Raw genomic sequence first — 16173 nt, 5'->3', positions numbered from 1 at the left:
CGTATTCCAGGAAGCACTGGCGGCCGACCTGCATCGCGCGATGCAGGTGGCGCGGGTACGGAAGGAAGCCGAGAAGGACCTGCCGACCCTCACCAAGGCCGAGCTGGCCGAACTGCTGTTCGAGCAGGTCGGACTGAACAAGCGCGAGGCCAAGGACATGGTCGAGACCTTCTTCGACGAGATCCGTAACGCGCTCGAGCGCGGCGAGGCCGTCAAGCTGTCGGGCTTCGGCAACTTCCAGTTGCGCGACAAGCCGCAGCGGCCGGGCCGCAATCCGAAAACCGGGGAAGAGATCCCGATCACGGCGCGCCGCGTCGTGACTTTCCACGCCAGCCAGAAACTGAAGGGCATGGTCGAAGAGACCAGTCCGGCATCCCTGGCGCGCGCTGCATAAGTGAGCCATGAACGACCGTCCGAACAAGAACGAACTCGCTGCCTTGCCGCCGATCCCGGCCAAGCGCTACTTCACGATCGGCGAAGTCAGCGAATTGTGCGGGGTCAAGCCGCATGTGCTGCGCTACTGGGAGCAGGAATTTACTCAGCTGAAGCCAGTCAAACGTCGTGGTAACCGCCGTTACTACCAGCACCACGAGGTGCTGCTGATCCGGCGTATCCGCGAGTTGCTGTACGAGCAAGGCTTCACCATCAGCGGCGCCCGCAATCGCCTCGACAGCCGCGCCAGCGACCTGGCCGGCGGCATCGAACCAGCCCCGATCGAGGAAGCGCCGACTGTCGACGTGCCGAAACTGCGCGAAGAGCTGCTCGGTATCCTCGCATTGTTAAAACACGGTTCCCGGCCGGCTTAGCGCCTCTCCACTCAGGGAAGCGATTGATGGCGACATGCACGCCAGCAATGCTTATTTCTGACCGGAATACGCTCTTAAGTCCAGCTTAACTCATGCATTCGTGCGGTTGTTGTACTAAAGCCGCGAAGTGCTAAAATGTTACATGCGCTTAGCTCATCCAACGCATGACAGCCGGGCGTGAAAACGTTCCTCCGGCTCTTTCCTGTGCCAGGAAAATTTAAGGGAAGACAATGATACGCGTTGCCATTTGTGACGATCACCAGATAGTTCGAGCAGGTTTCAAACAGATTTTCTCGTCCTCCGGCGAGTTCGAAGTCGTCGCCGAAGGCGCCACCGGTCGCGAGGCGCTGGACATTGCCCGTCGCGAGATCTGCGACGTGCTGCTGCTCGACATCGCCATGCCGGACCAGAGCGGGATCGATATCCTGCGCACCATCCGCCAGGGCCAACCCAACCTGCCGGTGCTGATTCTCTCCGGCTATCCGGCACAACAATATGCGCTCAACCTGTTCAAGATGGGCGCGAACGGTTACCTGAACAAGGAGTGCGACGCCGACGAGCTCAAGACCGCCGTGCGTACCGTCTACCAGGGCCGGCGCTACGTGTCGTCGACCGTCGGCGAACTGCTGGCCCAGAGCTTCGACCGCGACCCCAACACCGCGCTGCATACCGAGCTGTCGGACCGCGAGTTCCAGGTCTTCCTGCGCCTGGCCAAGGGCGCGACCGTGTCCGACATCGGGAATGCGCTCTCGCTGTCGATCAAGACCGTGTCCACCTACCGCACCCGCATCATGGAAAAGATGGGCCTGCAGTCGAACAGCGACCTGACCTACTACGCAATGAAGAACAACCTGCTCGACTAAGCAGGATGCGGACGCCGTCCGGCGTCCGCCTTCGCCGGACCTATTCGGCAACCTGCGGCAACATGCGGCCTCATGCCGCACCTGGCGCATGCCGCACGCAAGTCCTCGCGTCGTGACCGCGCTCCGGTTCACTGCTTGCCGCTCACGCGCTTTCTGTTTCCTCCCGCCTACAATCCAGCCCCCTGGCGGCTGCGCTCGAACCCGTACGGGGCTATAATCGCCCGGTCCGCCAAAGTTGCGCGAAAGGAACCCAGTCGATGTACTTCACCCTTGATCCTGCTCCCCAGCGCGCGCGTGCGCTGCCGCTGTACAAGACACTGCTGTGTTTTGTCTGCGTGCTGATCCTGGTGGTCAATGGCTACTTCCTGCTGCGCAACCTCGACGGCCTGAAGGCCGCCAACAGCCTGCAGGAGCGTACTTCCCAGGTCACCGACGAGCTGCAGCACCTGAACCTGCTCGTGACCGATGCCGAAAGCAATCTGCGCGGCTATTTCCTGTCGGGTTCGGATCTCTACCTGGGCAGCGTGCAGATGGCGCCGACCCGCATCGACAGCCAGTTGCGCAAGCTCGGCACCTTGCTGGCGGATAATCCCTCGCAGCAGAAGAACCTGTCCCAGTTGCGCGAGCTGGTCGAACGCCAGCTCGGCATGATGCAGCAGGCGCTGACCATCTATCGCCAGGGCGGGCTGAACGACATCCTCGCCATCACCGGCGCGCCCAGCGACGGCGACAGCGACGAGATCCGCCTGCAGGTGGTGATCATGCTCAGCGAGCAGAACGAGTTGTTGAAAGCGCGCAGTGCCGGCTTCTACGGCCAGTACCAGCATGCCGTCATCCTCGGCCTGGGCATCAACGCGGCCGCGATCTTCGTGCTGCTGCTGTTTTACCGCCTGATCCGCAGCAGTTTCGCCGCCCGCATCGACGCCGAGCACGCGCTGCAGCAAACCAACGAACAGCTCGAACTCATCGTTGCACGGCGCACCGAGCAGTTGTCGGTGCTGTCGCGCCACCTGATCCACGTGTCGGAAGAAGAAAAGGCGAAGCTGGCGCGCGAACTGCACGACGAAATGGGCGCCAACCTGACGGCGATCGGCATGGACCTGAACAGCGTCGCCGAGCAATTGCAGGGCAGTCGGCCGGACCTGGCCGCCATGCTCGTCCGGGCGCGCGGCACCCTGGTCGACACCGTGCAGCTGAAGCGCCGCATCGTCGAGGACCTGCGCCCGAGCCTGCTCGACAACCTGGGCCTGGCCGCCGCGTTGCAGAGCTATTGCGAGGATTACGCCCGCGTCACCGGACTCGACTGCGACGTGCTGGTCGAAGGCGACATCGATGCCGCCGGCCCGATGCATGCGATCGCGCTGTTCCGCATCGTCCAGGAGTCGCTCAACAACATCGCCAAGTATGCACGGGCGCGCAACGTCATCGTCCACCTGGGCCGGGAAGACGGGGAGCTGAGCCTGGAAGTCACGGACGACGGCATCGGCATCGCGCCGGACGCCTTGATGCGTTCGAAGTCGCATGGCCTGCTGGGCATGCGCGAGCGCGCGCTGTTGTTGGGAGGCAAACTCGACGTCAGTCGCGGCGTCAACGGGGTAGGAACCTGCGTACGCGCCAGCATTCCGCTGGACGGCGGGGGTGACGGTCCGGCAGCGCACCTTGCGCCGGACATGCCGGCCGTACCGGTCTACCCGGTGGATGCTCCCAAAGCAAAATCGCCGGTCCCATCGCCAGTCTTGCCGGCGATGGGGAACGACGATCTCGGGGAAGGCCTCGGCCTGGAAGTGGCCTCGGCAGGTGAAAGGGGCGGCCGCGCCTGACAGGCGCCGCGCCCCTCGCCATGCTCGCTTAGCGAGCGGCCACGTCCATCAGCAGGCGGTCGTATTCGGTCTTGGCGACCTTGTAGCATTCGCCGGCGTACTCTTCCAGGCCGGCGCGGTCGAGGACGGTGATATTGCCGCGGCGGTACTGGATCAGGCCCTCGTCCTGCAGCTTGCCGGCGGCGGCGGTGATGCTCTCGCGGCGCACGCCCAGCATGATGGAGATGAGTTCCTGGGTCACTTTCAGCTCGTTGCCCGGCGAACGGTCCAGGCGGTCCAGCAGCCAGCGGCACAGCTTCTGCTCGATCGAGCTGTGGCGGCCGCCGACGGCGTTCTGGGCCATCTGGGCGAACAGGGCGTTGGTGTAGCGCATCAGGAGCTGGGGCAGGGCGCCGCCGGCCATGAAGGCATCACGCAGGTACTGGGTTTTCAGGCGGTAGCCGTAGCCGGCGCTCTGCACGACGGCGCTGCACATGGCGCGCTCGCCCATGAACAGCGACACGCCGACCACGCCCTCATGTCCTACGACGGCGATCTCGGTCGTGGCGCCGTCTTCCATCACATACAACAGCGACACGATTGCCGTCGTCGGAAAATACACGTATTCCAATTTACTGCCATACTCGAACAGTTCCTTGCCAAATGGCAGGGGAACCAGTTCCAGGTGCTCGAACAGGGTTTCCAGGTCTTGGCGCGGGAGCGCGGCCAGCAGTTCGTTCTGCTGGGTACCGCTGACACTGACAACTGGACGCGACGCAGCTTTGATTGCCTCCTTGGTCGAAGGAATCTGGTTGACCGATTGCGCTTTTTGCGTGGCACCACCAAGTTGAGCGTTGTTCATTTTCTGTCCTCTTATCTCTAGCTTTACTACGTCAGGGGCGATTGCTGGAGGCACTGTTGACATTGCCTCATCGCGATGTGTGTACATTAAAGCTATCGTCTGTTGCCGAACATAAGATTAGGGGTTGCCCCTGTGTAGGCTGGACGTAGGATGTTTTGTCAGTCCAGTCCTACTAGGAAAGATGCGGCAAATCATTGCCCGGTTTTTCCTTTTGTTTGGGTCCGGAAAGAATTTGGACCATAATGTGCGCCAACGCTTTTTTCTCCATCCCGTTCGCGCATGCACATCCTGCTCGTGGAAGACGACGCCGTCCTTGCCGACGGCCTGAGCCGCACCCTGCAAGCCCAGGGCATGCAGGTCGAGCTCGCCTGCGATGGCCTCCACGCCGACACTCTCCTGCAGCGCAATGCGCCTGCCGTCGCCGTGCTCGACATTGGCCTCCCCGGTATCGACGGCTTCGAAGTGGTGCGGCGCCTGCGTGCGCGCGGCGATGCCACCCCGGTGCTGCTGCTCACCGCGCGCGACGCCGTCGAGGACCGCGTGCGCGGCCTGGAAACCGGCGCCGACGACTACCTTGTCAAACCTTTCGCCACCCCGGAACTGGTGGCGCGGATCCGCGCCCTGGCGCGCCGCAACGCGCCGAAGAGCAATATCCTGGCTCTCGGCAACATCGTGCTCGACAGCGGTGCACGCCGCGCGCGTGTCGGAGAACGCCCGCTCGAGCTGTCGGTGCGCGAGTGGGCCGTGCTCGAATACCTGCTCCAGCACGCGGGCCGGGTGGTGTCGAAGCAGCAGATCGTCGATGCCATCGCGCCCTGGGGCGAGGACCTGACCCTGAACGCGGTCGAGGTCTACGTTTCACGCCTGCGCCTCAAGCTCGATGGCGCCGGCGTCACCCTGCGCACCATCCGCGGCTTCGGCTACCTGCTCGAAGCGCTGCCATGAGCGCGCCTGCATGAGCACGCCTTCATGAGCAGCATCCGGCTGCGCCTGCTCAAATGGCTGGTCGCGCCCATCCTGGTCGTCAACCTGGGCGCCGCCGCGCTGACCTACCTGCTGGCCTGGACCCCGGCCCAGCTTGCTTTCGACGAGGGTTTGCGCGCCGCCGCCGGCGCGCTGGCGGCGCGTGTGCAAAGCGCGGGCCCGGGGGCGCTGCACGAGGCCAGCCCGGCCGCCGATGGCGCCGGCGAGACCAGTTGGGCATCCTTGGTTGACGCCGACGGGCGCGTGCTGGCCGGCAGCGCCGCGCTGCCGCGGCCCCGGAATGCGGGCCTGTTCGATGCGCAGCTACAAGGCGAGACCGTGCGTGTCGCGGTCGCCGGGCTGGAGTGGCAGGGACGCAAGGCCTGGGTCAGCGTGGCGCGCACGGTGCGCGCGCGCCAGCAGGTGCGCGCCGCCATCGTGCGTTCGCTGGTGCTGCTCGAAGGGCTGTTCAGCCTGGCATTGGTCGGGCTGGTCTGGTTTTCGGTCGGGAATGGCCTGGCGCCGCTGGCGCGCCTGCGTGCGCGGCTCGATGCGCGCGGCAGCGCCGACCTGGCGCCGCTCGACGACGCCGGCATGCCGCGCGAGCTGGTCCCGGTGGTCGACGCCTTCAATGCCCTGCTGGGCCGGATCGAGGCCGGCGCCCGTGCCCAGGACGAGTTCCGCGCCAATGTGGCGCACCAGTTGCGCACGCCGCTGGCCGGCCTGAAGCTGCAGCTCGAGTGGCTGGCCGCACGCCATGCGGGCGACCCCGAATCCGCGCGCTCGACCGCGCTGCTGCTGGGCGCGGTCGAGCGCATGATCCGCCAGACCAACCAGCAGCTTTCGCTCGAACGCGCCGAGCCCAATCGCTTCGCGCGCGCGCGCCTGGCGCCGCTCGACCTGTCCGAACTGGTGGCCGAGACGGTCGGCCACTTCGTCCAGCAGGCGTCGACCAAGGACATCGACCTCGGCTTCGAGCTGGAACCGGCCCGCATCGAGGGCGACCGCTTCCTGCTGCGCGACCTGGTCGACAACCTGGTCGACAACGCGCTGCGCTATACGCCGGCCGGCGGGCGCGTGACCGTCACCTGCGGGCCAGGGACGGCGGGCAGCCCTGGCAGCGAGCTGCGGGTCGAGGACAATGGCCCTGGTATTCCGGTCCACCTGCGCGAGCGCGTGTTCGAGCGCTTCGTGCGCTTGGACGAGCACAGCACGGGCAGTGGCCTGGGGCTGGCGATCGTGCGCGACATCACCAACCTGCACGGCGCCGAACTGCGCATCGGCGCCCCGGAGCAGGGCAGCGGGGCCGTGTTTACCGTCCAGTTCCCTTGAGCAGGCGCCGGCGCGCGCGGCGGTGCGGACAAATGCGGCGCCCGTCCGGCGTCGGCGCAGCAGCGTCGCTCGCGTCGGCCTCGATGTCGTCCTGGCGGCCGGCCTCGCCCGGCACGGTATCGGCGCCGGCCTTGAACTTGATCGCGAGCGTGAGCAGGATGCCCAGGGTTCCGATGGTTGCCAACAAAGCGTCGAGCATAGCGTCCTCAGGTCAGGGTCAAGGGGGCGGCGTTGCCGCAAGCATTCGCCTGGACCGGAGGGAGACGCAGTGTTCCGCCCGCGCCCCGGCACTTCCTGCGATCGCTCCCAGTCTGCAAGGCGGGAATCGTCGGGTCCATGAGGCGATCTTAGGTCGGCTCCGAACGCTAGGCAATCTGGCAATTCCGGTGCTAGACTTCGGCAATTCCGAATGCTGGAGACGAACATGCGCTTCGACCTGACCGACCTGCGGGTGTTTTTGAGCGTGGTCGAGTGCGGCAGCCTGACCGGCGGCGCCCGCGCCATGCACCTGGCGCTGGCCTCGGTCAGCGAGCGCATCGCGGGCATGGAAGAGACATTGGGCGCGCCGCTGCTGGAGCGCAACCGCCGCGGCGTGCGCGCCACCGCCGCCGGCGAGGCCCTGGTTCGCCATGCGCGCACCATCCTGGGCCAGGTCGAGCAGATGCGCGGCGAACTGCGCACCTATGCCACCGGCCTCAAGGGGCGCATCCGCCTGCTGTCGAATACCGCCGCCATGGCCGACTTCCTGCCGCCGCAACTGTGCCGCTTCCTGGCCGCCCATCCGGACCTGGCGATCGACCTCGAGGAGCGGCCCAGCCTGGAAATCGTCCAGGCCCTGGCCGACCGCCGCGCCGACCTGGGCATGGTTGCCGACGTGACCGATCTCGGCTCCCTGCAGACCCACCTGGTGGCCAGCGACCAGCTGTTCGTGGTCGTCGGCCGCGCGCACCGCCTGGCGCGGCAGCAGGACGTCGTGTTCGCCGACATCCTCGGCGAGCCCATCGTCGGCATGAAGGACACCGCCCTCGAAACCCACCTGTCCGAACGCGCCGCGCGCCTCGGCCGCCAGCTCGACTACCGCATCCAGTTGCGGAGTCCCGACCACGTCGGCATGCACGTCGCGGCCGGGATCGGCATTTCGATCCTGTCCGGCGCCCTGGCGCGGACGCTGCGGCATGACCTGGCCGTCCTGCCGCTGGCGGAAGCCTGGGCCGCGCGCCGGCTCTACCTCTGCAGCCGCGACTTCGCCGCCCTGACGCCGCACGCGGCTTTGCTTGCCCAGCAATTGCTGGAGCGGACGCCATGAGCGGTCCCGGTAAATCCGCGTTCGCTTGTCAGGATTCTGTCAGCATTTCCTCAGGGTAATGCAAGCTTCCTCGGGTATTATTCTCCTGCGGCAACTTTTCTTTCCGCGCGCGGCATTCGCGAGCAGCGCGCCCCGACCCGAGGATTCCATGAAACGCCAGGCTGGCTTCACGCTCATCGAACTGCTGATCACGCTCGTGGTCGTCGGCATCCTGACCGCGGTCGCGGTGCCTGCCTATGGCAACTACGTCCTGCGCACGCGCCTGACCGACGCCTATGCCGGCCTGGCGGGCATGCAGCCGCTGGCCGAGCAGTTCTGGGCCAACGAGCGCAGCTACGACGACATGGATGCGCCCGGCGTCAACGTACTGCCGGCGGCCACCGAGAACTTCACCTACGCCTTGAGCGATTCCAGCGACACCGCCTACACCGTGACCGCCACCGGCCGCAACGGCGCCGCCGGCTTCGCCTTCACCATCGACCAGAACGGCAACCGCGTCACCACCGCCGCGCCCGACGGCTGGGACACCAGCGACACCTGCTGGATCAGCGACAAGGACGGCAAGTGCAGCGAATGACGCGGCGGACCAGGGCGCGGGCACGCGCGGCCGGCGGCTTCACGCTGACCGAGTCCCTGATCGCGCTGGCGATCCTCGCCGGGCTGCTCGCCTTTGGCATGCCGCGCATGGCCGCCTGGGTGAATGCCAGCCGCGCCGCTTCCGCCGCCCAGTTCTATGCCGAAGGCTTCGCGCTGGCGCGCGCCCAGGCGCTTGCGCACAACAGCGCCAGCCGCCTGGTGCTGAGCGAAAACGCAGGCAATGGCCAGCTCGACTGGCAGGTCGACATCTGCTTTCCGCGCCCGGATACCCCATGCAACGAAGACGGCGGCGGCTGGTCGAGCACGACCGACCCCGCCGCGCGCGACCCGGAAGGCGAGGCCGGCTTCAAGTCGGTGCTGCGCCGCGCCGACGCGCTGCCGGGCACCGACGTGCTGGTGCAGACCGTCGGGCCGGACGACGCCGAGGCCGTCTACTTCACCCCGCTCGGCTGGGTCGACCCGGCCGTGGCGCCGCGCGTCGAGCGCATCGACCTGGAGCCGGCCAGCGGGCGCGAGGACGATTTTCGCGCCGCCGCCGTCGTGCTGACCCTGGCCGGGATCGCCGCCAAGTGCCAGCCCGACGCGCCGGATACCGATCCCCACAGGTGCCCGCCATGAGAATGCATCCACTTCGGCGCCAGGCCGGCGTCTCCCTGATCGAGGCGCTGCTCGCCGCCGTGCTGCTGGCCATCGGCCTGCTCGGCACCATCGGCCTGCAGGCGCGCGCCTACTCGGCCCTGTCCGACGCCGGCCTGCGCGCCGAGGCGACCATCGCCGCCGACCAGCTGCTCGGCGTGATGAGCGCCGATCCGACCCACCTGGGCGACTATGCGCTGGCCGCCGGCGCGGAGCCGGGCGAGCGCCTGGCGGCCTGGTACCAGGACACCCGCGCCCGCATCCCTGGCGCCAGCATCACGGTCAGCGTGGAGGAGGGCAGCGCACCCGACCCGAACGAAGTCGTGATCGCGATCGGCTGGCAGCGCAAGGACGATGCCCCGCGCAACCGCCACGAGGTGCGCGCCTTCCTGTCGGGGGCGCTGTGATCGCTCATCTTTCCGTCCGCCGTCCCTCGTTCCGCGCCGCCGGCTTCTCGCTGGTCGAGCTGCTGGTCAGCGTGCTGGTCGGCCTCCTGGCCCTGGTGTTCGCCACGCGCCTGATCACCGGCGCCGAGCAGAACAAGGCCTCGGCCCTGGGCGGGTCCGACGCCATGCAGAACGGGATGCTGGCGATGTTCTCGATCAGCGGCGACGCCCAGCAGGCCGGTTTCGGCCTGAACGACCCGATCCTGATCGGCTGTAACACGCGCTTCACCGATACCGGCGGCTACGCGCTCGCCAGCGCGCCGCGCGGCGCCAGCGCCACCGTGCGCCCGCTGGCGCCGGTGGTGATCGAATCCGGCGGCGCTGGGCCCGATCGCATCAGCCTGTACTCGGGCAGCTCGATGAGCGGCACCGGCACCCTGCGCGTGACCAGCGACTATATCGGCGGGACGCGCCTGAACGTCGACCGCGTGCCCTACGGCTTCAACGAGGGCGACGTGGTGGTGGTCGCGCCGGACAACGTCGGCAGCGGCAACTGCGCGCTGGCCCAGATCTCGGACGATCCGAGCGACCACGCCGCGCCGCCGGAACAGCAGTACGTGATGGTCGCGGGCGGCGCGGGCTTCCGCTACAACAGCGGTTCGCTCGGCGCCAACTACACCGGCGGCACCACGCGCGTGTTCAACCTGGGACCGGCGAAGACCCTGGCCTTCCATACCTGGTCGGTCGACAACGGCTTCCTGCGCCTGCGCTCGACCGACCTGGCCGGCGCGAGCGCCGAGCCGAGCACGGTGGCCGACAATATCGTCTCGATCAAGGCCCAGTACGGCTTCGATACGCGCAGCGGCGCCGCCTTCATCCCGCAGGACGGCCTGCGGGTGGCGCGCTGGTCGGCAACCATGATCGACGCCGACGGCGATACGGTCGTCGGCAGCGCCGGCGACTACCAGCACATCGCCGCGCTGCGCATTGCCGTGGTGGCGCGCAGCGCCGCGCGCGAGCGTCCGGACGCGGGCGGGCAGTGCAGCGCCAGCAGCGCCAAGCCGGTGGTGTTCGCCAGCGCCGTGCCGCAGGGCGTGACGGCCGTGCCGATCACGGTCGAGGTCGCGGCCAGCGCCACCGACACCGCCTGGCGCTGCTACCGCTACCGCGTCTTCGAGACCATCGTCCCGCTGCGCAACGCGGGCTGGAGGCCATGAACATGCATCGTATGAATTTCCATCGCCAGGCCGGCCTGGCGCTGCCGGTCATGCTGATCATCCTGCTGGTGATGCTCATCTCGAGCATCTACCTGCTCAAGTCGAGCAACTCGACCACCCTGACGGCCTCGAACCTGGCCTACGACTCGGCCCAGAGCCGCGCGGTCGACTTCGGCCTGCACGCCGGCTTCAAGTGGCTGAGCGAGACCGCCGGCGGCAACAAGGCGCTGCTCAACGAGGACGTGCCGGACCAGGGCTACCTGGCCACGCTCGACCCCCGCCAGGGCGTGCGCTCGGACGCTTTCTGGAACGGCAAGCGCACGGTGACCCACGAGGGCCAGCAGATCGAGTACGTGGTGCACCGCCACTGCCTGCTCACCGGACCCTACGACGGCAACGGCAACGCCTGCGTGCAGACCGCCGACAACGGGTCGAGCGGCGGCACCATCGTCTCGCCCGGCGACAGCCTGGCGGCCGACTCGCCGCAGTTCGCATCGACGCCGAAGGTGCACTACGTGGTCACCGCGCGCCTGTCCGGCGCGCGCGGCGGCAACGTCGTCAACCAGCTGGTGGTGCTGATCGGCGGCTGACGCCGCGGCAAGAACATTCCGGCCGCCAGGCCGGTCAACGAGAATGGAATCGCGCATGAATCGCCTGTTTTCCCTGTTAGTCCTGGCCCTCCTGGCCCCGCTGGTCCAGGCGGCGCCCACCAGCATCGCCCAGGTGCCGCTGCTGAACATCAGCGGCACCGGCACGGTCAAGCCGAACCTGATGCTCCTGTACGACAACTCGGGTTCGATGACCAGCACGTACACGCCGGACTACGTGAACGACACCAGCAGCTGCCGCGCGCGCGCGACCATGGCCAACGGCATCCGCGCCTGCCGTCCGGGCGATCCGCCCTACATGAGCCCCGACTTCAACCGCCAGTACTACAACCCGAAGGTGCGCTACCTGCCGCCGGTAAAGGCGGACGGAAGCTCCTACCCATCGCAGGACGCAGCCGCCACCGGCAGCTGGACCGCGGTGAAGACCGACCCCTTCAACGTCGACAAGACCGACCTGCTGGGCCGCAACGTCGACACCACCGACCTGGTCGGGGGCTTCCCGGACCTGCGTTGGTGCGATGGATCGAGCTGCGGCTACAACACTTCCGGCTACACCTATCCGAACGACAGCCGCTATACGGCCGAGTACTTCGCCGCCAACCCCTACTACTATACGATCAACGTCGCCGAGTACTGCACCGACACCACGCTCACCAACTGCCGCGTAACGGCAGTGGGCGCCGCCGCGCCGGCCGGCTACCCGGAACCGGCCCGGGTGCGCTTCTGCAGCGACCGCGCGCTGACCAACTGCCAGGCCAAGTACGTCGGCAACTACAAATACCCGCGCTACTCCGACCCGAACCGCAACCCTGACTGGTTCGGCACCATCACCATCGGCGCCTCGTCGACCACCAACTCGATGACCATCAGCAGCGTGCAGGTGGTCGAGCCGAACGGCACCTTCACCCTCACCAACACCGCGGTCACCGCCGCCAACGGCACCGACACCAGCGCCAGGCGCAATGCCGTCGCCGCCGCGCTGGCGGCCTCGATCATCGCCAAGAGCGGGCTGGCCAACCAGTACACCGCCTGCCTGCGCACCGCGACCGGCGGCGTGCCGGCCTGCTCGAGCTTCGGCATCAGCCTCGAGGCCAGCAACATCGTGGCCGTGGTGCCGATCAGCTGCCCGGCCGGCAACACCGGCAAGACGGTCGGGACCAATGCCTGCAGCCTGGTCAACGACGGCAGCCGCTCCGGGCGCGACCTGATCGTCAACTCCGGGACCCGCGTCACCGCGCTGCTGAGCGTCAGCGGCACCGCCAACAGCTCGAAGAAGCAGGTCCTGGGCGGCGTCAGCCTGGGCGGCGTATCGCTGTTCTCCAGCTCGCTGAGCCTGGACCTGCGTTCATCGAGCTCCTCGGTCGCGACCCAGATCAAGAACAAGATCGGCACCACCAAGGGCGTCACCGCCTACATCGGCGGCACGAGCGCCAACACCGCCGGCCCGATCTGCTCCGCCGCCAACAGCTCGACAGTCTGCCTGGTGACCGGCGACATGGGCATGATCGGCGCCAACATCGCGCTCGGCTCGCTCTCGAACAACGGCAGCAGCCGCGATCCCAACCTGAGCTTCGGCGCCAGCGCCGGCGTCAGCGACGGCGTCCCGACCGAGGTCACGCCGCTGGGCGCCTCGGTGTTCGTGCGCACCGACATCGTCTCGACCCGCAACAGCTATCCGAAGGACCTCAAGCGCACCGACTGCGTCGGCGCCACCTGCACCTACGCCGAGGAGATGACCAACTTCGCCAACTGGTACGCCTATTACAAGACGCGCAACCAGATGATGAAGACCGCGGTCGGCCAGGCCTTCCAGCCGATCGCCGACAACTACAACGTCGGCATCGTCTCGCTCTCGACCGCCGCCGCCCAGGGCACGATCCGCCAGCCGCCGAAACCGTTCACCGGCACCGACCGCAGCGCCTGGTACAGCGCGCTCTACGGCATGAGCCCGAGCGGCTCGACCCCGGTGCGCCAGGCCCTGCATGCGGTGGGCAAGATGTACGCCAACCGCTCGCCCTACAAATACGCGGCCGGCAGCGAGGTGGTGCAGTTCCCCTGCCAGCAAAACTTCACCTTCGTCACCACCGACGGCTACTGGAACGGCGGCGCCGCCGACGGCGTGGTCAGCAACGACAACGTCGAGAGCGCCGCGCGCTTCTGTTCGCGCGCCAAGGGCTGCGTCGACCCCAGCAACCAGGCCGCCAACTCGCTGGCCGACGTCGCCCTGTACTGGTACAACGGCGGCTCGAACGACGGCGTGGCTTCGCTGCGCGACGAGCTCGAGGACTGGAACGCGCCGGACGGCCTGGTGGCCGCCGCCGCCGGCGAGAACACCCGCCTGCACATGAATACCTACGCACTCGGCCTGGGCGTGGACGGCATCATGACCTACGATGACAAGTACGACACCGCGCCCAAGCCCGGCAGCGACTTCTACAAGCTGATCACCGGCGTGACCACCGGCTGCCCGTGGAACAACAACGGCCCCTACGTCTGGCCGAACCCCTACACCGACGTCTCCGACGGCGGCGCGGCCTACCAGTCGCGCGTGGACGACCTGTGGCACGCCGCCATCAACGGCCACGGCAAGTACTTCAGCGCCTCCGACCCGCTGCAGGTCATCGACGGCCTGCGCGCGGCGCTCTCGAACATCGAGGTGAAGATTGGTGCGGCGGCCGCGGCGGCGACCTCGACCCCGAACATCTCGCAGCAGGACAACGACATCTTCTCGGCCACCTTCACCACGGTGCGCTGGTACGGCGAGCTGTCGGACAAGAAGATCGACACCGTCACCGGCATCGTCGGCAAGGACGTCAGCTGGAACTCGTCGGAGACTGTCGGGCGCAAGGTCGGTCCCGATACCGACACGCGCCGCATCCTGATGGCCGGCACCGATCCGAATCGCCCGGACAGCAGCGACGGCATGAAAGACTTCGACTTCTCGGTCATGACCGAGCTCGAGCAGGGCTGGTTCAAGGAGAAGTGCAACGGCCTGGCCCAGTGCGCCACCCTGTCGGACGCGGGCCGCGCCATCGTCAACGACGGCGCCAACATCGTCAACTGGCTGCGCGGCCAGCAGCAGCACGCCAACGACACGGTGCTGCGCGCCTACTCGCAGACGCCGACGATCCCGGCCGGCCTCGCGGCGCCGCTGCCGATCGTGCTGGGCGATATCGCCTCGTCCAAGCCGGCCTACCTGCGCGAGCCGCGCAAGGCCTATACGCGCAACGGCTACAACCAGTACAAGCTGGACAACGCGAGCCGCCAGCCGACCGTGTTTGTCGCCGCCAACGACGGCATGCTGCATGCCTTCGACGCCGGCACCGGCGAGGAGATCTGGGCCTACGCGCCGCGCATCACGATGAAGAAGCTGTACAAGCAGGCCAGCACGACCTACGGCACGGCCCACCAGTTCACCACCGACGGTTCGCCCGAGGTGGCCGACGTGATGATCGGCGGCGAGTGGCGCAGCGTGCTGGTGGCCGGCCTGAACGCGGGCGGACGCGGCTACTACGCGCTCGACGTCACCGATCCCGACAACCCGAAGGCGCTGTGGGAACTGTGCGCCGATGCCGCGGTGTGCAGCGGCATCAACTACGACGCCGACATCGGCCTCTCGTTCGGCAATCCCCAGTTCGGCACCTGGAAGGACGCCGCGAACGCCGAGCACTGGGTGGTGTTCCTGACTTCGGGCTACAACAACATCCCCGGCAGCGACGGCGTCAGTGGCGGCAACGGCAGGGGCATCCTGTACGTGGTCGACATCGCCACCGGCCGCGTGCTGTCGAAGACCGCGACCCCCGTGACCGCCGCCGACCGCAACTACGTCCAGACCCCGTCCGGCTTCGCCCGCATCACGGCGATCAGCAGCAATCCGAACACCGACCCGCTGGTGACCCATGTCTACGGCGGCGACAACGACGGCTATATGTGGCGCTTCGACTTCACCACCAAGGGCAACCCGACGGTGCTGAGGATGGGCGGCAGCGGCGGCGGCCAGCCGGTCACCACGCGCCCGGACGTGACGATGTGCCAGGTCGCCAGCGTGGCCGAGGACGGCAGCCAGAGCACCAGGCTCGAACGCGTGGTGGCCTTCGGCACCGGCCGCCTGCTCGACCAGGTCGACATCGGCAACACCGAGGTCCAGAGCGCCTACGTGCTGAAGGACGCGGGCGCGAGCATCCCGCCGGCCGAGTGGCGCAGCGCCTCGAAGATGGCGCAGCAGACCCTGCGCCGCATCAGCGGCACCAGCACCGCCTATTCGATCAGCGGCACCGCGATCGATTTCTCGACCCAGCACGGCTGGTACGTCGACTTCGCCCTGAACGACGGCGAACGCGTGAACCTGGATCCGAAGATCGTCTCCGGCGGCCTGAACATCGTGACCAACCTGCCGAGTTCCTCGTCGAGCTGCAAGGTGGGCGGCACCAGCAACGTCTACCAGCTCAACGTCTGCACCGGCGAGCCGCTCGGCCAGACGGTCAAGGACAGCACCGGGCAGAGCTTCACGATCGCCGGCCAGACCCTGTCGAATGCCTCGGCGGCGGTCGGCTTCATCATCGTGCGCCTGCCGTCCGGCGCGCTGAAGATGATCACCACCACGGCCGACGGCAACACCATCACCTCGGGCGTGGCCCCGGCCGAGTCCGAGGGCGCCTCGCGCGCCGGCTGGCGCCGGGTGCGGGAATAACACGTGGGGTGCACCGGCCGCTGGCTCCGCACCCCATTCATTTCACACGATCCGCCCCGGAATCGGTAAAATCGAGGGTTTTCTTCATTGGGGCCATTGGGGCTCGAC

General features: G+C 67.5%; 15 protein-coding genes. 13 read left to right on the top strand and 2 right to left on the bottom strand.

All coding sequences use genetic code 11. The features are described from left to right. Positions 1-40: 40 nt before the first annotated feature. The 4 genes from ACFOPH_RS08520 to ACFOPH_RS08505 all read left to right on the top strand — a co-directional run bounded on the left by ACFOPH_RS08520 (position 41) and on the right by ACFOPH_RS08505 (position 3489). On the top strand, positions 41-394 hold the full coding sequence (locus ACFOPH_RS08520; RefSeq protein WP_290424311.1) for an integration host factor subunit alpha: 354 nt from the start codon (positions 41-43) through the stop codon (positions 392-394). Between the two features lie 7 nt (positions 395-401). Further along, the gene (locus tag ACFOPH_RS08515; RefSeq protein ID WP_312550871.1) at positions 402-806 is read left to right on the top strand and encodes a MerR family transcriptional regulator; all 405 of its coding nucleotides are present in this window, start codon (positions 402-404) and stop codon (positions 804-806) included. A gap of 230 nt (positions 807-1036) precedes the next feature. Then, complete coding sequence (locus ACFOPH_RS08510; RefSeq protein ID WP_312550869.1) at positions 1037-1669, top strand: response regulator transcription factor; 633 nt, start codon at positions 1037-1039, stop codon at positions 1667-1669. A 257-nt stretch (positions 1670-1926) separates the two neighbouring features. Continuing rightward, entirely contained in the window at positions 1927-3489 is a 1563-nt protein-coding gene (locus ACFOPH_RS08505) for a CHASE3 domain-containing protein (RefSeq protein ID WP_379734754.1), read from the top strand. A gap of 28 nt (positions 3490-3517) precedes the next feature. Here ACFOPH_RS08505 and ACFOPH_RS08500 read toward each other — a convergent pair whose 3' ends face one another. After that, positions 3518-4330, bottom strand: coding sequence for a Crp/Fnr family transcriptional regulator (locus ACFOPH_RS08500; protein WP_312550867.1), 813 nt, complete (start codon positions 4328-4330; stop codon positions 3518-3520). 279 nt (positions 4331-4609) lie between these two features. Here ACFOPH_RS08500 and ACFOPH_RS08495 point away from each other — a divergent pair, with 279 nt between their 5' ends. Beyond that, on the top strand, positions 4610-5275 hold the full coding sequence (locus ACFOPH_RS08495; RefSeq protein WP_312550866.1) for a response regulator transcription factor: 666 nt from the start codon (positions 4610-4612) through the stop codon (positions 5273-5275). Positions 5276-5299: 24 nt separating this feature from the next. Beyond that, complete coding sequence (locus ACFOPH_RS08490) at positions 5300-6625, top strand: sensor histidine kinase (protein ID WP_379734752.1); 1326 nt, start codon at positions 5300-5302, stop codon at positions 6623-6625. Here the strand turns inward: ACFOPH_RS08490 and ACFOPH_RS08485 are convergent. Beyond that, on the bottom strand, positions 6606-6809 hold the full coding sequence (locus ACFOPH_RS08485) for a hypothetical protein (RefSeq protein WP_312551456.1): 204 nt from the start codon (positions 6807-6809) through the stop codon (positions 6606-6608). The two genes, ACFOPH_RS08490 and ACFOPH_RS08485, sit on opposite strands and share 20 nt — an antisense overlap. Positions 6810-7049: 240 nt before the next feature. On the opposite strand from ACFOPH_RS08485, the gene ACFOPH_RS08480 reads away from it, so the two are divergent. The 7 genes from ACFOPH_RS08480 to ACFOPH_RS08450 all read left to right on the top strand — a co-directional run bounded on the left by ACFOPH_RS08480 (position 7050) and on the right by ACFOPH_RS08450 (position 16065). Then, positions 7050-7931 carry a LysR substrate-binding domain-containing protein gene (locus ACFOPH_RS08480; RefSeq protein ID WP_312551470.1) on the top strand — a complete coding sequence of 294 codons (882 nt, stop codon included), beginning with the start codon at positions 7050-7052 and terminating at the stop codon, positions 7929-7931. 148 nt (positions 7932-8079) lie between these two features. Further along, complete coding sequence (locus ACFOPH_RS08475; protein ID WP_312551457.1) at positions 8080-8508, top strand: type IV pilin protein; 429 nt, start codon at positions 8080-8082, stop codon at positions 8506-8508. Next, positions 8505-9146 carry a GspH/FimT family pseudopilin gene (locus ACFOPH_RS08470; protein WP_312551459.1) on the top strand — a complete coding sequence of 214 codons (642 nt, stop codon included), beginning with the start codon at positions 8505-8507 and terminating at the stop codon, positions 9144-9146. Before ACFOPH_RS08475 ends, ACFOPH_RS08470 begins: the two co-directional genes overlap by 4 nt. Further along, complete coding sequence (locus tag ACFOPH_RS08465; RefSeq protein ID WP_312551461.1) at positions 9143-9571, top strand: prepilin-type N-terminal cleavage/methylation domain-containing protein; 429 nt, start codon at positions 9143-9145, stop codon at positions 9569-9571. The genes ACFOPH_RS08470 and ACFOPH_RS08465 overlap by 4 nt, the downstream gene beginning before the upstream one ends. Next, positions 9568-10767: a PilW family protein gene (locus ACFOPH_RS08460; protein ID WP_312551462.1), complete on the top strand. Its 1200-nt coding sequence runs from the start codon at positions 9568-9570 to the stop codon at positions 10765-10767. Before ACFOPH_RS08465 ends, ACFOPH_RS08460 begins: the two co-directional genes overlap by 4 nt. After that, positions 10764-11357 carry a pilus assembly PilX family protein gene (locus ACFOPH_RS08455; protein WP_379734748.1) on the top strand — a complete coding sequence of 198 codons (594 nt, stop codon included), beginning with the start codon at positions 10764-10766 and terminating at the stop codon, positions 11355-11357. The genes ACFOPH_RS08460 and ACFOPH_RS08455 overlap by 4 nt, the downstream gene beginning before the upstream one ends. 55 nt (positions 11358-11412) lie before the next feature. Then, the gene (locus ACFOPH_RS08450; RefSeq protein WP_379734746.1) at positions 11413-16065 is read left to right on the top strand and encodes a pilus assembly protein; all 4653 of its coding nucleotides are present in this window, start codon (positions 11413-11415) and stop codon (positions 16063-16065) included. Positions 16066-16173: the final 108 nt, after the last annotated feature.

It is taken from the genome of Massilia haematophila, assembly GCF_042647645.1.
Classification (GTDB): domain Bacteria; phylum Pseudomonadota; class Gammaproteobacteria; order Burkholderiales; family Burkholderiaceae_D; genus Telluria; species Telluria haematophila.
Note: the sequence above shows the minus strand (reverse complement) of the source record. Positions and strands in the feature narration are given on the sequence as shown.